This is a genomic window from Paenibacillus sp. SC116, from assembly GCF_024733555.1.
Classification (GTDB): domain Bacteria; phylum Bacillota; class Bacilli; order Paenibacillales; family Paenibacillaceae; genus Paenibacillus_B.
Genome location: NZ_JANIOF010000003.1, coordinates 23,809 through 49,203, shown reverse-complemented (window position 1 = coordinate 49,203; position 25,395 = coordinate 23,809). Strand labels below are relative to the sequence as shown.

At 44.3% G+C, this 25,395-nt stretch carries 23 protein-coding genes, 1 tRNA gene and 1 riboswitch; of the genes, 6 read left to right on the top strand and 18 right to left on the bottom strand.

The window, feature by feature from the left end; all coding sequences use genetic code 11:
* The first annotated feature begins 148 nt into the window (after window positions 1-148).
* A complete protein-coding gene (locus tag NQ117_RS14500; protein WP_258278749.1) occupies window positions 149-844 on the top strand; it encodes a class I SAM-dependent methyltransferase in 696 nt (231 codons plus the stop codon).
* 191 nt (window positions 845-1,035) lie between these two features.
* On the opposite strand, the gene eno is transcribed toward NQ117_RS14500, so the two are convergent.
* From eno to NQ117_RS14470, 6 genes are all read right to left on the bottom strand, one after another.
* Window positions 1,036-2,322 (bottom strand): phosphopyruvate hydratase, encoded by a 1,287-nt coding sequence (gene eno, locus NQ117_RS14495; protein WP_258278748.1) that lies wholly within the window; start codon window positions 2,320-2,322, stop codon window positions 1,036-1,038.
* Window positions 2,323-2,431: 109 nt separating this feature from the next.
* Entirely contained in the window at window positions 2,432-3,970 is a 1,539-nt protein-coding gene (gene gpmI, locus NQ117_RS14490; protein ID WP_258278747.1) for a 2,3-bisphosphoglycerate-independent phosphoglycerate mutase, read from the bottom strand.
* A 1-nt stretch (window position 3,971) separates the two neighbouring features.
* On the bottom strand, window positions 3,972-4,724 hold the full coding sequence (gene tpiA, locus NQ117_RS14485) for a triose-phosphate isomerase (RefSeq protein WP_192026646.1): 753 nt from the start codon (window positions 4,722-4,724) through the stop codon (window positions 3,972-3,974).
* Window positions 4,725-4,808: 84 nt separating this feature from the next.
* Complete coding sequence (locus NQ117_RS14480; RefSeq protein WP_258278746.1) at window positions 4,809-5,990, bottom strand: phosphoglycerate kinase; 1,182 nt, start codon at window positions 5,988-5,990, stop codon at window positions 4,809-4,811.
* Between the two features lie 543 nt (window positions 5,991-6,533).
* Complete coding sequence (gene gap, locus NQ117_RS14475) at window positions 6,534-7,538, bottom strand: type I glyceraldehyde-3-phosphate dehydrogenase (RefSeq protein WP_258278745.1); 1,005 nt, start codon at window positions 7,536-7,538, stop codon at window positions 6,534-6,536.
* A 42-nt stretch (window positions 7,539-7,580) separates the two neighbouring features.
* Entirely contained in the window at window positions 7,581-8,633 is a 1,053-nt protein-coding gene (locus NQ117_RS14470) for a sugar-binding transcriptional regulator (protein WP_258279050.1), read from the bottom strand.
* 513 nt (window positions 8,634-9,146) lie between these two features.
* Here NQ117_RS14470 and NQ117_RS14465 point away from each other — a divergent pair.
* From NQ117_RS14465 to clpP, 5 genes are all read left to right on the top strand, one after another.
* A complete protein-coding gene (locus NQ117_RS14465) occupies window positions 9,147-9,743 on the top strand; it encodes a TetR/AcrR family transcriptional regulator (RefSeq protein ID WP_258278744.1) in 597 nt (198 codons plus the stop codon).
* A 79-nt stretch (window positions 9,744-9,822) separates the two neighbouring features.
* Window positions 9,823-10,146 carry a DMT family transporter gene (locus NQ117_RS14460; protein WP_258278743.1) on the top strand — a complete coding sequence of 108 codons (324 nt, stop codon included), beginning with the start codon at window positions 9,823-9,825 and terminating at the stop codon, window positions 10,144-10,146.
* The gene (locus NQ117_RS14455) at window positions 10,146-10,463 is read left to right on the top strand and encodes a DMT family transporter (protein WP_258278742.1); all 318 of its coding nucleotides are present in this window, start codon (window positions 10,146-10,148) and stop codon (window positions 10,461-10,463) included. Before NQ117_RS14460 ends, NQ117_RS14455 begins: the two co-directional genes overlap by 1 nt.
* Window positions 10,464-10,575: 112 nt before the next feature.
* A tRNA-Arg gene (locus NQ117_RS14450) sits at window positions 10,576-10,650 on the top strand.
* Between the two features lie 308 nt (window positions 10,651-10,958).
* Window positions 10,959-11,558: an ATP-dependent Clp endopeptidase proteolytic subunit ClpP gene (gene clpP, locus NQ117_RS14445; protein ID WP_028594398.1), complete on the top strand. Its 600-nt coding sequence runs from the start codon at window positions 10,959-10,961 to the stop codon at window positions 11,556-11,558.
* A gap of 163 nt (window positions 11,559-11,721) precedes the next feature.
* On the opposite strand, the gene NQ117_RS14440 is transcribed toward clpP, so the two are convergent.
* The 12 genes from NQ117_RS14440 to NQ117_RS14385 form a co-directional block, all read right to left on the bottom strand.
* Entirely contained in the window at window positions 11,722-12,489 is a 768-nt protein-coding gene (locus tag NQ117_RS14440; protein ID WP_258278740.1) for a CAP domain-containing protein, read from the bottom strand.
* Window positions 12,490-12,493: 4 nt separating this feature from the next.
* Window positions 12,494-12,618, bottom strand: a riboswitch (cyclic di-AMP (ydaO/yuaA leader).
* Window positions 12,619-13,070: 452 nt separating this feature from the next.
* On the bottom strand, window positions 13,071-13,607 hold the full coding sequence (locus tag NQ117_RS14435; RefSeq protein ID WP_258278739.1) for an NADPH-dependent FMN reductase: 537 nt from the start codon (window positions 13,605-13,607) through the stop codon (window positions 13,071-13,073).
* A gap of 251 nt (window positions 13,608-13,858) precedes the next feature.
* Window positions 13,859-14,905: an ABC transporter substrate-binding protein gene (locus NQ117_RS14430; protein WP_258278738.1), complete on the bottom strand. Its 1,047-nt coding sequence runs from the start codon at window positions 14,903-14,905 to the stop codon at window positions 13,859-13,861.
* Between the two features lie 103 nt (window positions 14,906-15,008).
* Complete coding sequence (locus NQ117_RS14425; RefSeq protein WP_258278737.1) at window positions 15,009-15,821, bottom strand: ABC transporter permease; 813 nt, start codon at window positions 15,819-15,821, stop codon at window positions 15,009-15,011.
* The gene (locus tag NQ117_RS14420; RefSeq protein ID WP_258278736.1) at window positions 15,818-16,672 is read right to left on the bottom strand and encodes an ABC transporter permease; all 855 of its coding nucleotides are present in this window, start codon (window positions 16,670-16,672) and stop codon (window positions 15,818-15,820) included. Before NQ117_RS14420 ends, NQ117_RS14425 begins: the two co-directional genes overlap by 4 nt.
* On the bottom strand, window positions 16,669-17,637 hold the full coding sequence (locus tag NQ117_RS14415; protein WP_258278735.1) for an ABC transporter ATP-binding protein: 969 nt from the start codon (window positions 17,635-17,637) through the stop codon (window positions 16,669-16,671). Before NQ117_RS14415 ends, NQ117_RS14420 begins: the two co-directional genes overlap by 4 nt.
* Before the next feature lie 310 nt (window positions 17,638-17,947).
* Window positions 17,948-18,694 carry an SIMPL domain-containing protein gene (locus NQ117_RS14410; RefSeq protein WP_258278734.1) on the bottom strand — a complete coding sequence of 249 codons (747 nt, stop codon included), beginning with the start codon at window positions 18,692-18,694 and terminating at the stop codon, window positions 17,948-17,950.
* Window positions 18,695-18,793: 99 nt separating this feature from the next.
* Window positions 18,794-19,909: an aminodeoxychorismate synthase component I gene (gene pabB, locus NQ117_RS14405; protein WP_258279049.1), complete on the bottom strand. Its 1,116-nt coding sequence runs from the start codon at window positions 19,907-19,909 to the stop codon at window positions 18,794-18,796.
* A gap of 368 nt (window positions 19,910-20,277) precedes the next feature.
* Complete coding sequence (locus NQ117_RS14400) at window positions 20,278-22,446, bottom strand: anthranilate synthase component I (protein ID WP_258278733.1); 2,169 nt, start codon at window positions 22,444-22,446, stop codon at window positions 20,278-20,280.
* Window positions 22,447-23,038: 592 nt separating this feature from the next.
* On the bottom strand, window positions 23,039-23,305 hold the full coding sequence (locus NQ117_RS14395) for an HPr family phosphocarrier protein (protein ID WP_028594383.1): 267 nt from the start codon (window positions 23,303-23,305) through the stop codon (window positions 23,039-23,041).
* A gap of 142 nt (window positions 23,306-23,447) precedes the next feature.
* Complete coding sequence (gene whiA, locus NQ117_RS14390) at window positions 23,448-24,380, bottom strand: DNA-binding protein WhiA (protein WP_258278732.1); 933 nt, start codon at window positions 24,378-24,380, stop codon at window positions 23,448-23,450.
* Between the two features lie 7 nt (window positions 24,381-24,387).
* Window positions 24,388-25,386 (bottom strand): gluconeogenesis factor YvcK family protein, encoded by a 999-nt coding sequence (locus tag NQ117_RS14385; RefSeq protein WP_258278731.1) that lies wholly within the window; start codon window positions 25,384-25,386, stop codon window positions 24,388-24,390.
* Window positions 25,387-25,395 lie beyond the last annotated feature (9 nt).

Here is a 25,395-nt window from a genome sequence, read left to right as displayed (position 1 = left end):
TAATTTATACAGCGCCATACCTCCAGCCCTCTTTTACACCAATGAATGAATTCCAACATACGATATTTCGTAATGCGAAATTTAACGTATATCCGCACCTGCTTTATAGGTTTTATGGTATTCATCATTAGGAGAAGGAGGCTGTGACATGAAATATTTCTGGGAAGGATATATACATCCGATACTTCGTCTTCTCCGACCGCGTCACATTGTGGAAATTGGCAGTGCCCAAGGATGGAATACGCACAATTTGCTGCGCTATATTTCATTTAGCCGCCGTCGTCTTACGATTATCGATCCATCCCCCATGTTCGATGTCCAAGCTGTACAAGAACAACACGGAGAACGATTTCAGCCAATTTTAGATATAAGCTTGAATGCACTTCCAAAGATCGAACATTGCGATGTTGTGCTTATTGATGGCGATCATAACTGGTACACGGTCTATAATGAGCTTCAATTGCTGACTAAGATGGACCCGTTTCCTGTCGTTCTGTTTCATGACGTTGAATGGCCCTATGCGCGTAGAGATATGTATTATTTCCCTGAGACGATACCAGACCCATTCCGTCATAAATATGCCCATCTTGGTGTAAAGCGTGGACAATCTCAACTTACGCAAGATGGAATGAACGCATCCTTCTGCAATGCTATTAGTGAAGGCGGGCCACGCAATGGTGTGCTAACAGCCGTAGAAGATTTCCTCCATCAGACAGAGCTACCATTGTCTTATTATCATGTGGCGAAGCAATACGGATTGGGCATTATCGTTGCAGGTGCCACCAGTCGTCAACGTCGTCTCATTGAGTATCTAAATAAACAACCAACGATAGAACGAAGATAGCCATGTAACAGATAAGAGCAACTAAGCTATCTCGCCTGATAACCCAACTCGACGTTTAGGCCACAACTGAAAAAAGTACATGAATGAAACGTCATGTATACAAAAATAAGGGGCTATCCCTACAAGCAGATCACTCTGCTTGTGGGACAGCCCCTTATTATTTAGAAATGCGCCACTAACGCGGCAGCACCTTATTTTTTCAAGTTGTAGAAGGATTTCAAGCCGTCGTAGCGAGCTGCGCCACCCAATTGGTCTTCGATGCGAAGCAATTGGTTGTATTTCGCAACACGGTCCGTACGAGACGGAGCACCTGTTTTGATTTGACCAGCGTTAGTAGCAACTGCGATATCAGCAATTGTGCTATCTTCGGACTCACCAGAACGGTGGGAGATAACTGCTGTGTAACCAGCGCGCTTAGCCATTTCGATTGCGTCGAATGTTTCAGTCAACGTACCGATTTGGTTAACTTTGATCAAGATGGAGTTACCGATGCCTTGCTCGATACCTCTGCCAAGACGCTCTGTGTTTGTAACGAACAAGTCGTCACCAACGAGTTGAACTTTGTCGCCCAATTTTTCAGTAAGCAACTTCCAACCATCCCAGTCATCTTCGGACATACCGTCTTCGATTGTGATGATTGGGTATTTATCAACCCAAGAAGCAAGAAGGTCAACATACTCAGCAGATGTGTAGGATTTTCCTTCGCCTGCAAGTGTGTATTTACCGTCTTTGTAGAACTCAGTGGAAGCAACGTCCATACCCAAGAAGATATCTTGACCTGGCTTGTAGCCAGCTGCTTCGATTGCTTCGATGATAACTTGAAGAGCTTCTTCGTTGGAACCAAGGTTAGGAGCGAATCCACCTTCGTCACCTACAGCTGTGTTCAAGCCTTTTGCTTTTAGTACAGACTTCAAGCTGTGGAAGATTTCTGCACCCATACGAAGCGCTTCTTTGAAGTTAGGAGCGCCAACTGGCAATACCATGAACTCTTGAACGTCGATGTTGTTGTCAGCATGCTCACCACCGTTGATGATGTTCATCATTGGTACTGGCAATTGCTTAGCGTTGAATCCGCCAAGGTATGTGTACAAAGGAACTTGCAAAGCGTCAGCAGCTGCGCGAGCTACTGCCATGGATATTGCTAAGATAGCGTTAGCGCCGAGTTTGCCTTTGTTAGGCGTTCCGTCCAACTCGATCATGAGCTTGTCGATTGCAACTTGCTCAAGCGCGTCCATACCGATGATTTCTGGAGCGATGATGTCGTTTACGTTCTTAACTGCGTTCTCAACGCCTTTACCAACGTAACGATCTTTAGCGCCGTCACGAAGCTCAACTGCTTCGTGAGCACCTGTGGAAGCACCAGAAGGTACGATTGCACGACCGAAGCCGCCATTCTCCAATTTGATTTCTACTTCTACAGTTGGGTTACCACGGGAGTCAAGGACTTCGCGTGCGTATGCATCAATAATCATAGTCATGATGAAATACATCTCCTTTTAACAATAAATTAGTATTTATATATTGTAACATAATCTATATAAGCAAAGCATATACCTATAGGTTCAAGGGCCCTTTAGCTTTGCTTCATTACTTCTTCAACAACGAAGCGCCTGTCATTTCAACTGGCTTAGGCAAGTTCAATAGTTCAAGCATCGTTGGTGCGATATCTGCCAAGATGCCATCTTCACGCAATTCAACATCGTTGGACGTAAGGATGAACGGAACTGGGTTCGTCGTATGTGCCGTATGAGGACGGCCATTCTCATCGAATACCATATCTGCATTGCCGTGGTCAGCTGTAATGATTGCAACGCCGCCTTTAGCTAGTACTGCTTCAACAACTTTACCCATGCACTCATCTGTTACTTCAACTGCCTTGATCGTTGGCTCAAGCATTCCGGAATGACCAACCATATCAGGGTTAGCGAAGTTCAAAATAATAGCATCAAATTGATCGGAGTTGATTTCGTTTACAGCAGCTTCCGCCACTTCGTAAGCGCTCATCTCTGGTTGCAAGTCATAAGTCGCAACTTTTGGAGAATTGATCAACACGCGCTTCTCACCTGGCAACTCGACGTCTCGACCACCACTGAAGAAGAAAGTAACGTGCGGATATTTCTCCGTTTCCGCAATGCGGAGCTGCTTCTTGCCGTGTTGTACAAGCACTTCACCGAATGTGTTATCCAATTCTTTCGGCTTGTAAGCTACGAATCCACCGACTGTCTCAGAGAAGAGCGTCAAGCAGACGAAATACAAACCTGTTGGATGGTTCTCTCCACGGTCAAAGCCTTGGAAATCACTGTTCGTGAACACTTGCGACAACTGAATCGCACGGTCAGGACGGAAGTTCAAGAATATAACTGCATCCTCGCTCTTCACTAGACCTACCGGTTGATCCTGCTCATCTACGATGACGGTCGGCATTACGAATTCATCGAAGATCGATTGCTCGTAAGACTTCTTCACCGCTTCAATTGGATCATGGTATTTAGGTCCGTCAGCATATACCATCGCACGGTAGGACTTCTCCAAACGCTCCCAGCGCTTGTCGCGGTCCATCGCATAGTAGCGGCCTTGTACCGTAGCGATTTTACCTATACCAACTTCTTGGATCTTCGCTTGCAGCTGTTCAAGGTAGCCAATAGCGCTGTCAGGCGCTACGTCGCGGCCATCAAGGAATGCGTGAACGTATACTTCCGTCAAGCCTTCCTTCTTGCACAGATCAAGCATCGCGAATGTATGGTCAATATGACTGTGAACGCCGCCATCAGACAACAAGCCGTAAATATGAAGCGCCTTGTTGTTTGTTTTCGCATAGTTCACTGCTCCGATAAGCGTTTGATTATCGTAGAATTCACCTTCACGAATCGACTTCGTAATACGAGTCAAGTCTTGATATACGATGCGGCCTGCACCGATATTCAAGTGACCCACTTCTGAGTTACCCATTTGGCCTTGCGGCAAACCTACTGCTTCGCCGCAAGCGACTAGCGTAGTGTTCGGGTATTGGCTCATGTAACGGTCATAGTTAGGCTTCTTCGCTTGTGCTACTGCATTACCTTCTTCAGTACCGCGAAGGCCGAAGCCGTCCATAATAATAAGAGCTACTGGTCTAGGTGCGGACATCTTACTTCGCTCCCTCCACCAATGCGATATACGAAGCAGGCTGCAAGCTTGCGCCTCCTACCAATGCGCCATCGATGTCGCTCTCAGACATATATTCACGTACGTTCTCAGGCTTAACACTGCCGCCGTATTGAATGCGTACTGCTTGTGCTACTTCTTCATTGTAAAGGCCAGTTACCACGCTGCGGATGTAGCTGATTGTCTCATTTGCATCTGCTGCTGTGGAAGACTTGCCAGTACCGATTGCCCAGATTGGCTCATAAGCGATAACAACTTGCTTCGCTTGCTCAGCGGACAAGCCTTTGAAAGCTTCTTCCGTTTGCACGCGGCATACGTCGTTAGTCTTGCCGGATTCACGCTCTTCAAGGGACTCGCCCACACATACAATCGGAGTCAAGCCATGACGGAATGCTGCATGCGTCTTCTTGTTCACGATTTCGTCTGTTTCAGCGAAGTATGCACGACGCTCGGAATGTCCGATGATTACGTAGTGTACACCAAGATCTTTTAGCATTGCGCCGCTGATCTCGCCTGTGAATGCACCGGAATCTTCGAAGTGAAGGTTTTGTGCACCAATTTTGATGGAAGTACCTTTAACTGCTTCAACAAGTGCTGGCAAGTTCGTGAAAGGTGCGCAAATTACGCTCTCTACGCCCTCTACTTCTGCTTTGCCTTTCGCTTCTGCGATGAAGTCAGTAGCTTCAGATACTGTTTTGAACATTTTCCAGTTTCCTGCGATGATTGGTTGTCTCATTGAATTACACTCCTTTAGCCGTGGACGGTATAGCTGCTATACCGTCTACAGAAAGTAACGTCTAGCTAGCTTTAAAAATCAATCTTATTTATCGTTCAATGCCACTACGCCTGGCAATACTTTGCCTTCCATGAACTCAAGGGAAGCGCCGCCGCCTGTGGAGATGTGGTCCATTTTGTCTTTCAAGTTGAACTTCTCAACAGCTGCTGCGGAATCGCCGCCGCCGATGATTGTGTATGCACTAGTCTCAGCACAAGCATCTGCTACTGCACGAGTACCGTGGGAGAATGGTTCGATTTCGAATACGCCCATTGGTCCGTTCCATACAACAAGCTTAGAGTTTTTGATAACGTCAGCGTAAATTTCACGTGTTTTAGGACCGATGTCGATACCTTCCCACTCTGCTGGAATACCCGTTACATCAACAATTTGCGTGTTAGCGTCAGCACTGAAGTCATCAGTAACGACAACGTCTACTGGCAGATACAAATTCTTGCCAAGCTCTTTTGCTTTTTCGATAAAGCCAAGAGATTCTTGCAACTTGCTCTCATCCAATAAAGACTTACCGATCTCGTGACCTTGTGCTTTGAAGAATGTGTAAGTCAAACCGCCGCCGATGATAACGTTGTCTGCGATTTCAAGCATTTTGTTGATTACATCGATTTTGTCCTTAACTTTGGAACCACCAACGATAGCTGTGAATGGACGCTCAGGGTTGGAAAGAGCTTTACTAAGAACGCTCAATTCTTTCTCCATAAGAAGACCAGCTACTGCAGGAAGAAGCTTAGCGATACCTTCTGTAGATGCGTGTGCACGGTGTGCTGCGCCGAAAGCATCGTTTACGAATACGTCAGCCAAAGCTGCGAATTCTTGTGCCAATGCAGGGTCGTTCTTCTCTTCGCCAGCGTGGAAACGAACGTTTTCCAATACAACAACGTCGCCGTTTTCCATTTTAGCAATTTCAGCTTGAACTGCTTCGCCGATAGACTCATCAAGCTTCTTAACTGGCTTGCCAAGTAATTCGCCCAAACGAGCTGCTGCTGGAGTCAAACGCATAGAGTCAACTACTTCACCTTTAGGACGACCCATGTGGCTTGCAAGAATAACTTTTGCGCCTTTTTCGATCAAGAACTTGATCGTTGGAAGCGTCTCTTGGATACGAGTATCGTCCGTGATAACGCCTTTATCCAAAGGTACGTTGAAGTCTACACGCATGAATACGCGTTTGCCGTTCACTTCGATATCTTTTACGCTCTTTTTGTTCATCTCTTTATCCTCCTAATTCAAGGGCAATTTAGCTGCTGCACTTTGTACGGTTCTAATACGGTTCTAATACGGTTCTATGTTTCGTCCTTTATTGGACGTATCTATATTTAGCTTCTATTGTTTCTATTTCTATTTGTACGGTTCATGTACGGTTCTATGGTTATTTCTCTATCTGTATGTTTTCTCTCTAATGCCATTTACATGGCCTATATCTATAGTGTTTCATCTCTATTTTCTGTTCTATCTGTTGTGGTACACAGTATGGTTTATTGCTTGTCGTTCTGTTCTATGGTTTCTCTACACTTTTATATCTATATCTATCTGTGTATCTATATCTGATTATTTCTCTTCACGACCGATATTCATAATCATTCTATATATAAGGTTATGAGTGGATAGCCTCATCAGCCCATCCTTGGTCATTTGGTATATTACGGTTCGGTTATGGTTGGTTGTATCAAATAGGTTCCTAAAACAATCGCTCCAATTAACCAAAGAGGAGACCTAAACGGTTACTCCTCTTTGGTTGTCTGGCTTATGGAATTAAAGACCTTTTTTAGCGATGTAAGCAGCCAAGTCTACAACGCGGTTGGAGTAGCCCCACTCGTTGTCGTACCAGGAAACAACTTTAACCATGTTTCCGCCGATTACCATCGTTGTCAAAGCATCGATAGTGGAGGAAGCTGGGTCACCATTGTAGTCGCTGGATACCAATGGCTCTTCGGAGTAGTTCAAGATACCTTTCAAAGGACCTTCAGCTGCTTCTTTAAGAGCTGCGTTTACTTCTTCAACAGTAACGTCTTGCTTAAGTTCTACAACCAAGTCAGTTACGGAAACGTTAGGTGTAGGAACGCGCATGGACATACCGTTCAATTTACCAGCCAACTCAGGCAATACCAAGCTTACAGCTTTAGCAGCACCAGTTGTGGAAGGAATGATGTTCTCAGCAGCTGCACGAGCACGACGAAGGTCTTTGTGCGGCAAGTCAAGAACGGATTGGTCATTCGTGTAGGAATGAATTGTGTTCATCATACCTTTTTCGATACCGAACTTGTCATTCAATACTTTAGCGAATGGCGCCAAGCAGTTTGTTGTGCAAGAAGCGTTAGAGATGATTGTGTGGCTAGCTGCATCGTACTTATCTTCGTTAACGCCCATAACGATAGTGATATCTTCGTTAGTAGCTGGAGCGGAGATAATAACTTTTTTAGCGCCGCCTTTCAAGTGAAGCTCAGCTTTATCTTTCGCTGTGAAGATACCAGTGGATTCAACAACGATTTCAACGCCATTAGCTCCCCAAGGAAGGTTCTCTGGGTTACGCTCTGCGAATACTTTAATTTCTTTACCGTTAACGATCAACGCACCTTCGGAAGCTTCTACTGTAGCGTCCAATTTACCGTGTGTTGTGTCATATTTCAAAAGGTGTGCAAGTGTTTTAACGTCTGTCAAATCGTTAATTGCTACGATTTCAACCTCTGCGTTGTTAAGAGCTGCACGGAATACGTTACGACCGATACGACCAAAACCGTTAATACCAACTTTAACCATTGATGATTCCTCCCATTTCCCTGTTAAGGATGTAAGTATTATCTATTGTTCAAGACGGCTCTTAGGCTCGTCGAGACCACATGCTTGCACGATGGCAGCTGCTGCTGCTTCATCGATGATCAAAATATCTTCGTGACCAAACTCTAGCACCGACATAATGGCATCAGCCTTGCTCTTGCCCCCGGCTACTGCGATGACGACTTCGGTTCTTGAAATATCCTCAAGCCGCAAGCCCAATGTCAACATCTTGTGCACCACTCGACCTTCACGATCGAAATAATAGCCGAACGCTTCCGCCAATGCGCCACCTTGCTGAATCTGTTCAATAACAGCTGGCTCCATACGTCTTCTTCTCGCCATGACCAAGGCATCACCAATGCCATGAAGAATAATGCGTGCTTGTCGAATGAGTCCTAAAATATCTCGAATATTCGGTTCATACCTAAGCGACTGATACGCTTCCTCACTTAGCAAGTCCGGCACATGCAGCAATCGATACTGCGCTCCGAACTGTTTTGCCATCTTGGAAGCAATCGTATTTGCTTGATATTCCAGACTCTCGCCTAAGCCACCTCGGGCTGGCACGAACCAGTTGCCCTTGTGAGATGTCGAACCTGTTTGCTCTGCCACTGCAGCGAGCGTTGATCCGCCGGTTACCGCAATGACATCGTCATGTCTCATCTCACGATTCAACACATCGCAGGCAGCTCGCCCTAATTCCTGCTTCACCACAGGTGATTGTTCGGAGTCTCCGGGAATGACGATGACTTGCTTAAGGCCAAACTTCTGCTGAATGGCTTCTTCTAAATTCCTCATGCCGAGTATTTCTCGCATTAATGGTTCCATCTGTCTAAGGAGCTTGCGCCCTTGCTCACTGATCCGCATGCCAGCTGTCTCCGTCTCGATAAGGCCTTGTACCTTTAAGAGGTCGGTTTCTGCTCGCAACACACGTTCAGTCATCTGCAAAGATGCAGCTAACGTACGACGACCAATGACATCAGACATCATAATCTCATGCAGGATCGCGTAGCGCTTTTTCAACAGTTCCATCAGATCAGGCAGAAGTTGTCTGTTTATCTCTAGCCATTCACGCATTTCTTTCACTCCGTACTCCTCGGAACTATAGTGTTGGATGGTTGAAAGGACTGCTGCACTTCTTTCTGGACTCATTTCGTCCCGCGTGCACATTTTTCGTCCCACCATCATTCTACCGAAGATTACGGCAACTTGCAAGTATCCCGCATCTATAATGGGCAAATGGACAAGATCTTATACATATAGCGATCTCTGGGCTTGTTCGAGATCATTGGTGACACTCTTTCTTCCTTAATAAGAAATACATTTTTCCCAATTAGATTGCTTACCCTTTAATCATGTATCTAAATAAGTAAACGAAACTGATAGTTTTGTATCTATCCAATTACAGGAATAATTTCAGAATACGAATACTCAGCTTCCCATCACGAATCGCAAGGATATATGTTACATTTCGCTCCTCGTTTATCTTCACTCCACCATTTCCCACATTGCTTGCTTTCATCCAAAGTGCTAGTCTATACTTATCATTTATGAATGACTGTCAGTCATTTTATTGGAGGTGTTCCCTTTATGAATCGTAAAAAAGAAGAAAAGTACAGCGCACTGCTGCATGCTGCGATCGATCTCGTACGAGAAAAAGGATTTCAACAAACAGCTGTTGGCGACATTGTAAAACGCGCAGGCGTCGCGCAAGGAACTTTCTATATTTATTTCTCTGCTAAAAATGACTTGGTACCGGCAATTGCGGACTATATATTGCAGCAATCACTAGCACAGATCATCTCGCGTACAGAACAAGCCCAATTGCTCACAGATAAGGTCAAAGTCATGATTGATGTCAGTTTTGAGATGGCTGACGAATTTCAAGAGGTCATCTTATTCTGTTACTCGGGGCTTGCCTATCATCATTCATTCCCTCGTTGGGAACAAATCTACGACCCGTATTACGTTTGGTTCAGTGAGCAAATTAAGGAAGCAGCTCAACGTGGTGAAGCCGCGGAAGGGACTCATGAACTCACAATCGTGCGCATGCTTATTAACATGATGGAGCAAACTGCGGAGACTGCTCACTTTGTAGACAAGCAGCAAGGTATTGATCAAATAGAACCTCTGAAGGCTCAGCTCCTTCTTGTTATAGGTCGCGCACTTGGCATAAAGCAGCCTTAAATTGAACATGTGCAATATGCGCTTTACCCAAGCATTCAGCCAGACTACCAACAACTAGAAGAAAGGGAAGTGCATATAAATGGCTTGGCTACTCGTTATCATCGCAGGGGCCTTAGAAATCATTTGGGCCTCTGGACTTAAATACGCATCATCAACGCTAGAGTGGATCGGCGTGTTTGCTCTTATTGCTATCAGCTTCATTTTGTTGATTCAAGCGTATAAGCGTATCCCGGTTGCTATCGCCTATACGGTATTCGTAGGTATAGGTACTGTCGGGACATATGCTATTGGTGTATATCTAGGAGAACCTTACAGCTTTGCGCAAATATTATTTTTGATCATTCTCCTTACAGGAATTGTGGGCATGAAGCTCTCGACAACTGAGAAAGGAGAAACTACCTAATGGCTTGGTTATTACTCGTAATTGCAGGTTTAGAGGAAATCGTGTCCGTCATCGCAATGAAATACATTGATGGATTCAAAAGGAAGACACCGCTTATCGTGATGACGATCGGTATCGCCCTTTCCTTCTATTGCCTTACTCAGGCGATGCTCGTCATCCCCGCAGGTGTCGCTTATGCCGTATGGGCAGGGATTGGTTCTGTAGGGATTACCCTGGTCAGTATTTTCTGGTTCAAAGAAAAATACAATCGCACACAGCTTATGTTCCTTATGTGTATCGTTATAGGTATTATCGGAATGAAGATGACTACCGTCTAATGTTCAACTAACCATATAGCGAGGTACATCTTGCATCCCTTCTTTATATGAAAGCAGTTGCGCAATTAAGTAACTTGTTTTATAATATTCCTTGCATCATTTTTTAGGGTGAGCGCCCGTGGTCCAATGGATATGACGTAGGCCTCCGGAGCCTGAGATCAAGGTTCGATTCCTTGCGGGCGCGCCATTTCTTGAACAATTGAAGCCCTGATAAGAAGTACGCATACGCATAAGTTAGAGCTATTTTATATGAGAAGAAATAAACATCTTGGTTTGCGCTGTACGACAGCTGTGGAATCAGGATGTTTTTTTCATGTAAAAAGTTTGACCATCTTTGACTTTTATTTTGAATTTGAGTATAGTTAATGAAGAGGCGTTTGAGGGTACATAATTGTTGTTGCATATCCGCTTATATGAACGCTTCAATCCGTTAATAATGATTCAATGAGCATACTGCCGCGACAGTGGCACATGCATTGTGAGGAGGGGTTAGACGTGAGTTATATTCCTATGGTTGTGGAACAAACGAATCGAGGAGAACGCGCCTACGATATTTATTCCCGCTTGTTGAAAGACCGTATTATTTTCTTGGGATCAGGTGTTAACGACGTCGTAGCGAATGCGATTATCGCTCAGTTGCTGTTCTTGGAAGCAGATGACCCAGAGAAAGACATTCACTTATACATTAACAGCCCTGGTGGCTCGATTACAGCCGGTATGGCGATATTTGATACGATCCAGCACATTAAGCCAAATGTTTCGACGATTTGTGTCGGTATGGCTGCTTCGATGGGAGCGTTCTTGCTTGCTGCCGGTGAGAAAGGTAAACGCTTCGCGCTGCCTAACAGCGAAGTGATGATTCACCAACCGCTAGGTGGTGCAGAGGGTCAAGCAAGCGATATCGAGATTCGCGCTCGCCGCATCCTAAAAATGCGCGATAAGCTGAATCACATCTTAGCTGAGCGTACAGGCCAGCCGCTTGAGCGTGTTGAGCGCGACACAGATCGCGACTACTTCATGAGCGCAGCAGAGGCATTGGAATATGGCCTCGTTGATAAAGTGCTTGATAAACCACCAGTTGCTCCAACGAAATAATCATTATCCCAGTCCCTTTTCCGAATGGAAAGGGGATTTTTTTATACTTCTATAGTATTTCATAAGCAAAAAAGCGACTCATTACCTTATATGGTAACAAGCCGCCCTTTCTATTATTAAAATATTTCTATTTTAATGTTAAAACTAATACCGTACCGTTACATTAGCCGATAAACATTTGTACCCATGCACCGTTGTAGTAACCTACACCAATCTTTGTGTAACCGTCTTTCAAGATGTTTTGACGGTGACCAGGGCTGTTCATCCAGTCTTTCATAACTTCTTCTGCAGAGCGTTGACCTTTAGCGATGTTCTCACCAGCTGTGTTGTAAGAAACACCTTGGGAACGCATCATATCGAACGGAGAACCGTAAGTTGGAGAATTGTGATCGAAATAGTTGTTATCGATCATGTCTTTTGCTTTCAAGTGAGCAACTTGAGACAACTTCTCGTCATATTTCAATGCAGGCAAGCCCGCTTTTGCACGTTCTTTGTTTACCAATTCAACCACTTGCTGAACGTTAGTGCTTGCTTGTGTACCTTGGTTGCCGTTGTTGTTTTCCGGCTTCGTTGGTGTCGTTGGCTTAGTTGGTTGTTCCGGTTTTGTTTCTGGCTTGCTTGGTTTTTCTGGTTGTGGCTTCGGCTTTTCTGGCTGTGGTTTCGGTTTCTCTGGTTGCGGTTGTGGCTTCGGCTTGTTAGCTTCAGGCTTGTTCACAACAATGTTCCAGTTCGGGAACCACTTGGAAAGCAGCTCGTTCAAGTCAGTCATAGAGTTACCGTTAACAACGATAGTTTGACCTTTTACGTTTGTATTAGCTGTTGGTGCTGGGCACTCTGGTGCAGCAGCTGCTGTACCTACAGACAATACTGGAGTAAGTGCCAAAGCTCCTACTACCACTAGTTTATGGACATGCTTAAATGGTTTCTTCAAAAATATTCTCTCCCTTTGTAGCCTACGAGGTTAGCTGACGGGTTCGGGGAAAGAGACTCCCCTATCGCTTATGCGGTTCACCCCAGTGATGGTTCCCCCGCGCCCTACGGGCTTCGGCTTGTTTTTTGCTTACAACAAAAATAGTAACATAATTGTAACCAGAGATCATTTAAAAGTTATTGTAATAGTTTGAAAAAGATTACAAATAGTTTGTGCAGTAAAACACAACAGATGTTCCACTTTTACCGTGAAATACCACCTCCCACTGATTACCCACTATATATTTCAATTAAATTGTTTGTAAATGTTTTGAAAAGCAAAAAAAAAATGCCGTATCGCCTCATAAGGCAATACGGCCATATATATGTTCTAGGGGTAAACTGTAAACCATGAGAAAAGATGAAACGGATACTCCTTGTTCAACGGACAAGCCGTTGTGTCAAGGTTATGAAGTCGTGCGGCAGCCCTCCTTTGCTCTACTCATCTGTCATTCGGTCCACTATCAGAATAACGTTGCTAGATTAAGTGAATCTGAGCGAAACCTTAAAATCAGATAAAATCAGACTGCACGACTTTGATCTCTATGATTTACGCAGCTTTACTTCAGCAAGCAACTGCTCTGCAAGCAAGCCTAGACCATTGGCGGTGCGCTCTTCTGCAACTCGCCCCTCTTCGTTAAACACGTTCGGATCAGCGATAATTTGATGCGGCAGTGCGTTCACATACAGTGAGCGCAGAACAGTTCTCAAGTTATTCAATGCGTTAATACCACCCTTGCCTCCACCAGCTGTCGCAGCGATCGCGCACGGCTTGCCAGCAAAGTCCTTACCACCTAGAAAATCGAGAGCGTTCTTCAAAGCTCCACTCATAGCTCCATGATATTCTGGCGTACAGATGACAAAGCCATCTGCCTCATGAACTTGTTGTACGAGCCTACGCACAATTTCAAGTTCATACTGAGACTGATCATACTCATAAAGCGGAAGCTTATCCGTGTTAAGATCAAACACTTTGCAAGTAGCGCCCGCTGCCTCTAATTGTTCCTGCAAATGGCGTATGACCTTGCTGGAATTAGAACCTTTACGTGGGCTTCCTGATATTAATAATAGTTGAGTCATGATAACGCTCCTTCCATAAGCACCTTTGAAAATATGGATACTTTATCCTTTTCATTCTATTATATATGAAACCATACAATTGTCACTGCTAACTATGACCCGAAAGTATAAGAACGAGGGGTATGCTTCACATGTTCATTTGTAAGTAAAACAGTCATGATTTCCTAAATCAATGCAAATAAAAAAGACACACCCTTCAATGTTCTCCATTGATTGGATGTGTCTTTCACTATCTATATTTGCTTCAAAGATTATTGCCCGCTCTTCAATTCCGTCCAAAGGCGGTCATACAATTGAATCTTGTCGCCTACCTCAGCCAACCACTCCGTACGGCTCATTTCCTCGTCCGTTAGGTTGATCATCGGGTTCTCGTTGTATTCTTTACTATGATGTGGCTTCGCTGCTGCAATTGGATTGCTGTAGCCGATTGCTTCATAGTTCGTTGCACTGTTTTGAGGATCCATCATAAAGTTGATGAATTTCTCAGCCAACTCTTTATTTTTTGCTCCCTTAGGAATGGCGAAGTTATCAGAGAAGATTGTGCTGCCTTCCTTCGGTACAACGTAAGCGATATCTGGATTCTCCGCAGCTGCGAATGCAGCATCTCCAGACCATAGTGTTCCAATCCAAGCTTCTTCTTGGATCATCTTTTGCTTAATGCTATCTGTATCAAATGCCAATACGTTAGGAACGAGCTTACGCAGATCATCCACAGCTGCATTGATCTCTGCATCATCGCGAGAGCTGTTGGACTTGCCAGCTTTCTTCAAAGCCATGCCGATCACTTCACGGTTGTCATCAAGCAATAGCACTTTTCCTTTGTATGCTGGATTCCAAAGATCTTCCCAGCTATCCGGCACTTCTTTGATGTATTTCTTATTGTACGCAATACCCGTAACACCAGACATATACGTTACCGAATGCTTATTGTCTGGATCGTACTCAGGGTTTTTGAATGTTTCCGCCAAGTTATTGAAGTTAGGAATGTTATCCTTATTCAACTCTTCCAGCAGCCCCTGTTGCACCATCGTAGCTACCATGTAGTCGGATGGCTGGATTAGATCATAGTTAGCACCGCCAGCTTTGATCTTTGCCAACAGCTCTTCATTGTTTGCGAAGTACGTATAGTTCACCTTCACATTGTTCTCTTTTTCAAACTTCTCTATCATTTTTGGATCAAAATTATCTGCCCATCCATACAAATTCAATGTTGGTTGGGAGGAACCACCTGTACAGCCTGATAGGACAGTCAGTGCTAGTATTCCTGTCAGTAAAAGTGCAATCCATTTTTTGTTCAATTCAAAATACCCCTTTCTGATCCGTAACTTTTGTTACTTAATTTCTTTCCTTATGCATCGTTAGCATACATACAGTAATGATTCAGCTCAACTAGCCGTGACTTTAAAATGGCAACATATTACCGCGTTTATCGCCATTTCCACGGTTAACCAGCCATTGCGCCGCAATAATTAGAGTCACACTAACTATAATTAGAATCGTACACAACGCATTAATCTCCGGAGAGATACCCCGTTTCACCGAGCTGTAAATATATATCGGAAGGGTCGATGATTCTGGCCCCGCCACAAAATAACTAATCATAAAGTCGTCAATCGACAACGTGAACGCGATAAGCGCGCCTGCAATAATACCTGGCCAGATCGTTGGCAATGTAACATGGCGGAACGTCTGCCAAGGTGTTGCTCCCAGATCTGCAGCTGCCTCTTCCCATTGTTTACCCATATTAGCTAAGCGTGAAGTGACGATTACATATACGTAGGAGATACTGAACGTAATGTGCGCAATTATAACCGTTATTTTACCTAGATCAAACTTTAGCTGACTGAACAAAATCAACAGCGACAAGCCCATGATGATATCCGGAACGATAATCGGCAAATACAACAAACTGTTCAAAGTCTTCTTATGCTGCATCTTGCGAATCGCCAATGCCACCATCGTACCTAATACTGTCGAAACGATTGTCGAGACGACCGCGATAAACAAGCTGTTCTTTACAGCCGTCATTACATTATCGTTCTGGAACAACTTCACGTACCAATCAAATGTAAAGCCACTCCAGTTGGTGCTCATCCGTGAATCGTTGAACGAGAACAAGACAATGAGCAGTACAGGAATATAAATAAAAGCAAGCATTAAAAAGGAGTGGATCGACAACAACGGATGTTTCTTTTTTGACTGTGCCGTCATCATGCTTTCGCCTCCCTCGACGCATCATACTTGGAACGCATCGCACGATTAAAGAGACCAATAATAATCATGGAGCTGATGATAAAAATAACTGACAACGCAGAGCCGAACGGCCAATCGCGCGCCCCAAGAAATTGATTCTGAATAATGTTACTAAGCATTTGTGATTTTGCGCCACCGAGAATATCCGATATGACATACATACCCGTCGTCGTAACGAATACGAGCACGCTGCCTGTTATAATTCCCGTTTTTGTCTGTGGCAACGTAATATGCCAGAATGACTTCCAACGGCTTGCGCCCAAGTCGCTTGCCGCTTCCAGCAAGCGCTTATCCATTTGCTCCAACGCAACATAGATAGGAAGTACCATATACGGAATAAAGGTGTAAACCATACCAAGGATTACAGCTCCGTCCGTGTACAGCAACTGCAATGGTTCCTGTATAAGCCCGATATCCAGCAATAGCGAATTCACTACACCTTGTGTGCGAAGCAGAATGACCCATGCGTAAGTACGAATAAGGAAGTTAATCCAAAATGGTATCGTAATCGCAATCAGCCACAGCTTCTGTGCACGAGCACTGACCGTCGTAATATAGTAAGCCAACGGATAGCTTAACAATAAACAGAGTACGGTCGATATAAGCGATACCCAGATCGTGTCCCAATAGATACCCAAATACAATGGATCAAAGAACCGAGCATAATTATCAAAGTTAAAGTTCCAAATAATATTACCCAAATTGTCCCGCTGCATAAATGAGACAACAACAACAGCAGCCATCGGAATAATGAGAAACAAGGACAGCCACAATACGACAGGTGCAACAAGGCCGAAGGTACGCTTATTCATCGACCGATTGTCACCTCATCCTGATCGTTCCAGAGCAGCCCTACTTGCTGTCCAAGCTGCCACTCACGATTATCTGTAAAGTCCAGTGCACTTGTCACCGAAGTCTGCTCGTCATCCAAATGAACGATTAACTTATGAATATTTCCTAAATACAAAATATCTTGAATGATTCCCTGTTTACGCACACCTTCCAGCTGTTCACTGACACGAACTTTCTCTGGGCGTACACTGTACAATCGCTCTTCTTCATGGAAAATGTTATTTTCACCAATGAAAGTAGCTGCAAACAACGTCTCCGGGCGTTCATAAACTTCGCGTGGTGAACCGATCATTTCAATACGCCCTGAGTTCATGATGACAATACGATCCGACATCATCATCGCTTCTTCTTGATCATGTGTAACATAGACAAACGTAATACCCAAGCTGCGCTGCAATTGCTTAAGCTCAGCTTGCAAGTTTTTGCGAAGCTGTAAATCAAGCGCGCCCAACGGCTCATCCAGCAAAAGTACTTTCGGTTTGTTCGCAATCGCACGAGCGATTGCTACACGCTGCTGTTGTCCACCAGAAAGCTGATGCGGATAGCGCTTTGCAAGAGGTGTAAGCTGAGTCAGACGAATCGCTTCCTCGATACGAACACGCTGCTCAGCAGCATCGATCTTTTTCATTTTTAGACCAAACGCAATATTCTCCTCCACCGTCATATGGGGGAAGAGCGCATAATGTTGAAATACTAAGTTTAAGTTCCGCTTATTCGGCGGCAATTGTGTAACATCTTCTCCATCAAGACGAATCACGCCAGAAGATGGCTGTTCGAAACCGGCAATCATACGAAGTATCGTTGTTTTCCCGCATCCGCTCGGACCGAGCAGTGTCAGAAACTCCCCCTCATCAATTGTCAGAGACAAGGGATGTACAACGGGTTGCCCGGCAAAATGCTTTTCTACATTTTCCAGATGAATCATAAACAATCAACCCCTTCCCGTCATCCGTAGACAACGTACATAGCTATATCATAAAAAAAAGCCATATCCATTGGTATGGCTCCCAAAGTGTACATTAATTTTTTGCATATTCAATATACATCGTTTTGACAACTGTTACAACTAGTTTTACGTAATTTCGACATATCCATACGTGAAATTTCACGTAAATAACGTATTTATCCCATATAACGGCTAACTATCCTCTATTTTAACCGAAAAATGCACAAAAATGAACCGCCCATTGAGTTGACACTCATAAGCGGTTCATGATTGGACTAAATTGGAATTGTTATTTAAGCTCAAATTCTAGCTGTACATTCAGCTGTATTTTAACTTGACCTGCTTGAGGGGCACTCGGCGCTACCTTAGCCATATGGTCATTAGACATTTCAGCTACAGCTAATCGTGGTATTGAGAAATCACTGCCTGATTCTGAAATTGCAATGACCTGACCGAGTTGACGTCCGCTCGCTTTTGCCAAAGCCTGAGCCTTTTTCGTGCCATTTGCCACAGCTTTTTCTAAGGCTTGCAACTCCAAGCTCTCAATGTTCTCGATACCAAATGAAATATCGGAAATATCATTCGCTCCTGCTTTAGATGCAGCATCAACAAGTTCGCCTAGTTTATTCAACTTGCGGTAATTCACTTTTACTTGATGTCTCGCTTCGTAGCCTACTATTTTAGGTTCCTGATTCTCTTTATAGGAGTATTGAGGTTGAACACTAAACTGGACCGTCTTCACATCTTTGTTATCTACACCATGACTCGTCAGCGCCTTTTTCACCTTATCAAACTTCTCAGCGTTAAGCTTCTGAGCCTCATCCGCTTTGTCAGTTCTTGTAACCACGCCTAATACTACGTACGCAATATCAGGATCTACCTCAAGCTTACCTTGACCTGTAACGGAAATAACGTTTCTGTTCACATCTGTAGCCACAGCAGCAGAAGCCGTACCCGGCTGAAGCTGCGCGGAAGTCACGAATAATGCGGCACAGAGTGCCACGGCTACCATAGTACGCTTCCAAAGTTGATGCATAACAAACCCCTCCAAGTGTAGAATGTTTATAGTTCTTGTCTCCTAAACGCGAGAAGGAAAAAAATGTTGCACCCTGTTACGAAAATGACTAATTCTAATTCACTCTTCTCTGTAAGACAATACCTTCGACTTGGCCATAACTTCTTCGTATTCATCTGCTACCGTAGAATCCCACGTAATGCCCCCGCCAACACCGTACACAGCCCGGTTCGTCTCCTTATCGATTAAGACTGTCCGAATCGCCACGTTGAACAACACTTGCTGATCAGGTGTAATCATCCCAATCGCCCCGCAATAAACATGACGAGGCTCGTCCTCTAGCGAATCAATCATTCGCATCGTACTAATTTTAGGCGCCCCTGTAATCGATCCACAGGGGAACATGGCGCTGAACACCTCGAACAAAGTAGTATTCGGCTTTGTCTTCGCTTCTACCGTAGATGTCATTTGATACACGGTTGGATAGGGCTCGATCTCGAACAATTTTGGAACTTTTACTGAGCCTACTGCCGCTACTTTACTTATGTCATTGCGTAGCAAGTCAACGATCATCAGATTTTCAGCTCGATTTTTCTCAGAAGCAGCCAATTCCTCTTTCTGCTGTTCATCAGCTATTCCAATTCCACGCGGCGCTGTTCCCTTCATCGGTTTCGTTACCATGGTTTCTCCGTCCCAACGGAAAAACAGCTCAGGCGAAACAGATAAGATCCGATAACGTCCTAGATTTAAATAAGCGGAATAATTCCCTTTTTGCGCCGCCTTCAGATGCTCGTAATAAGAGCGATCATCACCATCGAATTCGGAATGAAACCGAATTGTGTAATTGACCTGATACGTATCTCCGCTCGCAATGGCATTATGTATTTGCTTGATGCCATTCTCATATCGCCCATAATCGGTAGACGGCTTCCATTCTGACACTTGATACGGTAACTGCTGGTGCGGCTCTACTGCTGTCGGCTTGTCGTAAATCCCGAACCACACCAAAGGAAATTCGTTATTCGTTGAATTCACTATGTAATGAGCATGGAAAGCCGGCGCACTTTCATAAGAAACATAGCCAACAACATATTTCTCTTGCTTCATCGCTGCCTGCACTTGTTCAAATACAGCTTCCACTTCATCTATTCGATTCGCTTGCAATACTTGCAATGGACGCTCAAATACCAACGTTTCTTGATTGAAATCCATCACGATGTAAGGTACATGCCCCATCCCCACTTAAAACACTCCTAACCTTCAACAATTTCAATATTGCATGAGCTTTACCTAGCTACAACATTCATTTCGGTAAGCCTACCCGCTACGCTTTAATCAACCTAAAGCTCCAACATAATTTTTTACGCTCCTCATCAAAAAGCCTCGCTAACTGATACAAGGCTCTTCCAAACGATTAAGGATGTTTTTTTATAACTGCCTACATACTATAATAACTAACAAAAAAGCGCTGAAACAAGAGGTTTCGTTCCCCTTGCCTCAGCACCCTGACTATCTACATCGGACAAACTTATACATACAAACTTACAAACTGCTTCTACAGCTTCATTCGTCCCCTAGTAAGATCGCTTTTGATACGAGAAATGTTATCCTTTGCACGCCGACAAAGAAGCGACAACATTCTGAATCATCTGAATTCCTGCATTATGACGCAGCGATAAAATGGATTCCGGATGGAACTGCACCGCTGTAATCGGAAGTGAATGATGACGTACTGCCATGACTACTCCATCCTCAGACAATGCGGTTACATCTAGACAATCTGGTACAGTACTAGCGTACAGCGAATGATAGCGACTGACTTCAATCCCGCTATCTAAGCCGTCCCATAGGTGGCATGGCTTAACGAAATCTAGCACAGTACCCTTGCCATGCTGAGGATAATCTAGTGTACCCAACGCTCCGCCAAAGTACTCTACAATGCCTTGCAGCCCGAGACATACTCCGAATATCGGTATATGCTGCTGCAAGCATATCTCAATCGTTTCATTTAGCTGAAATTGCTCCGGCCTGCCTGGGCCCGGTGACAATACAACAAGATCAAAAGATTGTTTCGCTAGCTGCTCTCTAGCTACCGAAGAGCGATACGTAATGACTTCCGCTCCTGTTTGCTTGAAATAATTCCCTAGCGTATGCACGAAGGAATCTTCGTGGTCGACTAGCAAAATACGCTTGCCTTTACCGACCTGAACATCAGCAGGAGGAGCTTCCTGCTTCTGATTCCACCCACGGATTGCTTTCACAAGTGCCGCAGCCTTCGTTAACGTTTCTTCCTCTTCTAGCTCCGGAATAGAGTCGTATAACAACGTAGCTCCAACTCTAATCTCAGCCATTCCATTTCTTATACGAATCGTACGCAGTGTTAATCCTGTATTTAAATTACCATTGAAACTGTAAACACCTACAGCTCCTCCATACCAGCCACGAGGTGACTGTTCGTGCTGTTCAATCCATTGAATAGCTGCACGCTTAGGCGCCCCTGTTACGGTGACTGCCCACATATGGGTCATAAAGGCATCCAAGGCGTCATATTGAGGCTCTAAATAGCCTTCCACATGATCTACCGTATGGATTAGATGGGAATACATCTCCAGCTGCCTGCGTCCAATAACACGGACTGACCCAGGCTTGCAAATACGAGATTTATCATTTCTATCTACATCCGTGCACATGGTCAGCTCTGCTTCATCTTTAGCAGAATTGAGAAGTTCACGTATGTTGTTCGCATCTTCAATAGCATTGCTGCCACGCTTGATCGTACCTGATATCGGACACGTCTCAACACGACCGTTCTCAACGCGAACATACATCTCCGGAGAAGAACCGACAAGCATCTCGCTTCCCAAGTTTACGATAAATCCATAAGGGCTAGGATTCAATTGCTTTAGACGCAAAAAGATTTGCGAAGGACTATCATAACAAGGTTCATACAAGGTTTGAGAAGGGACAACTTCGAACATGTTGCCGACTTTAAATTCCTCGATGGCTACACGAACTAGGTCCGCATACTCACCTGATTTATATTCAACATTCACATTTGAATTCGTAGTTTGGGTTGGAACAGCAGGTGTAATTCTAGGCAGTCCAGCAGTCATACGTCCATCGACTTCAAATTCATAAGACATGCGATAGGCACAAGACATCTGGTGATCTACAACAGTTAGCTCATCTGGTAGAAATAGAATTATTTCTGATTCGCCTTCTTCGCGTTCATGCTTACTGGCCACAGGCTCAAGCTGAAATACGAGGTCGTAACCAAAGGCACCGTACAAGCCTAAGAAAGAATCATCTTCGTAGTAGAATAAGTTCTTAATTTGTCGTAGCACTTGGAAAATAGATGGCTGGCTCGTTCGCTCTTCCTCGGTAAAAGGGGTGTCCGTCTTTAATATGCTGCCCTCGATACGCTCATCTGTTCTTATCACTTCAATCGTATCAAGCTGCAAAAGCGCTCGATAAATAGCTGGCACGAGCACCTCACCGCGCTCATTCAATGGCTCGATGTAGAATCGCGGACCGGAAGATCGCAGCTGCAAAGAAGGATGAACAAACCCCATATCCCAGCGCGAATACCTTCCTGGATATTCATAAGAACTGGAATATAGCGCACCTCTTGCGCCATCAATCTGGCTCAAAATACTATGAATCGCTTGCTCTTCTTCTACCATTTCAATGGTACGGTACACCTGAATATTGCCTTTTGTCTTGTAGGACTGCTGCTTAGGGTTGTAAGTGATGTGGGATAAAATACTACTCATAATGTTGGCCTCCGTTTCTGAACAGAGGAGAACAGGGTAGTCTCAGTGGAGAAAAAGATATGAATTTATTAACTCTTCACTCAGCTCAACTCAACTCATCCTGTCTCATCTCATCTAAACTAAACTAATCTAAACTACCCCCATCATATCATCGCCAACTCAGACTCACAATACCATTAATGAATAAACCAAACATTTCTCGGCTTCCACATTAATTCCATAGATTGTATAGATTTCATCCTACTTTAACGTACACCATAAGCTCTAAAGGTTGGCTTGATTGGGGCGTTACATACACGGAGCTGTATTCTAAAGTTTTTCTAAAGAAGGTTGATTATGGTCATAAGATCAGTCATGATGTACATAGGAAAACGTTCCACTTACGTCAGGTTTCGCCTTCATAAATGTATGCAAGCACACCAAAGCTTTACTCAGCCAATACGCTTTCCTCTGACTATATCCATTCCCTCAATCAGCATCGCCATCCGATAAATTAATGACGTTCGATATTTCTGGGTTCGCCATGCCGATTACTATAAGAATATAACGAAACCCGTCTGCACAAGACAGACGGGCCTATTTAATCGTTCTATTAGTTATCCAATTCTTCCTTGCTTACCAAAGCAACCAAAGCAGCTACCGCTTGGTCTGCATCAGCACCATCAGCAGTGATCGTAACAGAAGTTCCAGAGCTGATCGCGAGGCTCATGATACCCATGATGCTCTTCGCGTTCACTTTCTTATCTTCTTTTTCAACAAAAATATCAGAGGAATATTTGTTAGCCTCTTGAACGAACAAAGCTGCAGGTCGAGCGTGTAAGCCTGTCTTCAGTCGTACAACAACTGGTTGTTGAGCCATGCGTACTATACCCCCTACTTAAATTCCGATTATTATTTGTAATCTTTATTCTAACATACCTAAATGTTACTTTTCTTGCAACAAATCTGTTCAATTTATCACATTATAGCATTATTATAGCGTTTTCACTAGCGTTAAGTCGCTAACTATTGCGAATACGCTCTGCCAATTCATCAAGCTTACGCAATCGGTGGTTAACCCCCGACTTGCTGACCTTCCCCTTCAGCAGTTCTCCGACCTCTTTTAGATTAATATCCGGGTGTGCTAAACGAACCTCTGCTACTTCCTTCAATTTATCTGGCAAGCTGTCTAACCCTACTTTGTTCCGGATCAACTTGATATTATCAATCTGACGAACGGCTGCGCCAATCGTCTTATTTAAGTTTGCCGTCTCACAGTTGACGATTCGATTTACCGAATTGCGCATATCACGCATAATACGCACATCCTCAAACTTAAACAAGGCTTGATGAGCACCAATAATGTTCAAGAACTCTATGATCTTCTCGCCTTCCTTGAGATAGAACACAAAGCCTTTCTTCCGTTCAATAAATCGAGCGTTCAAATCAAAGACATTTGCCAGATCGACAAGCGCTTTGCAATGCTCCTCGTACATTGAATAGATCTCTAAGTGATAAGACGACCCTTCGGGGTTATTCACTGACCCTCCTGCAAGAAACGCTCCTCGCAAGTAAGCTCGCTTACAGCAATTGTTTGCCAATGCTCGCTTATCTATACCATCTGTGAACATAAAACCTTCCGAGACGATATGCAGATCTTTTAACATCTCCTGCACAAAAGCAGGTATGCGCACAATATAAACATTGTTTTTCTTCAGGCGCATCTTCTTGCGTACCAGCAATTCGGTATGCACTTGATAATGCGCCTTTACTAGTTTATATATACGCCGCGCAATTGCGGCATTCTCTGTCGACACATCAAGTATTACTTTACGGTTAGAAGATAACTGGACCGAACCATTCATACGCATGAGCGCAGACAGTTCCGCCTTTTCGCAGCACCCGTCCCCTTCAATTAACGTTAATTCCTTCTTGGTCTGTGCCGCGAAAGACATCGTCCATTCACCTCTTTCGTAACATCCAATTTTCCACCAGTTGATAAATGTGGTGGCTTAATTTATCCGCATCATGTCTCAAATACGTACGGAATAGCACTAAAGAATCGGCGATAACTTGATATCCGCGGCTCTTCACTTCTTCGAGATCCAAATGAACAGCGCGAGCGCCTTTCTCAGCATACTTATCCTGTACTTGAGGCGGTATTTCACCATCGTTCACGATTATATAGTCAAATAACTGATGACCAATATGTTCTTGAATCGCATCCAAATGGTCGCCCACTGTGTAATTGTCGGTCTCGCCAGGCTGAGTCATCACATTACACACAAATAACTTTACAGCCTGCGAATTCAATACGGCTTCCGCCAATTCCGGCACTAGTAAATTCGGCATAATACTTGTGTACAGACTGCCAGGACCAATCAGAATCGCATCCGCTTCCTTCAACGCCTGAACCGCTTCCGGCAGCGCACGGACATCGTGCGGCTCTATGAAGACGCGCTTGATGCGTTTGCCTACCTTAGGAATATTGGACTCGCCTTCTACAATTGTCCCATCTGCCATTTCCGCTTTTAATAAAACGGCTTGATTGGCAGCAGGTAGCACACGACCTCGAACAGCAAGCACACGGCTTAGCTCTCTGACACCGGCAACAAAGTCACCTGTAATATCCGTCATTGCAGCCAAAATTAAGTTACCTAAGCTATGACCTGCAAGGCCACTGCCCTGATGAAAACGGTACTTTAACATTTCAGACAAAGAGGGCTCAACATCTGCCAGTGCCGTCAACACGCTGCGTATATCACCTGGCGGAGGCATATGCAGTTCATTTCGTAAAATCCCTGAACTACCTCCGTCGTCAGCTACCGTTACGATAGCGGTAATATCGAGTGGTTTTTCTTTCAATCCACGCAGCATGACGGATAAGCCAGTTCCTCCACCCATAACGACAATACGCGGTCGATTGCGCGTTTCTTCCAAGTCTCCATCCTTATGCGTCATCGCAGCGAC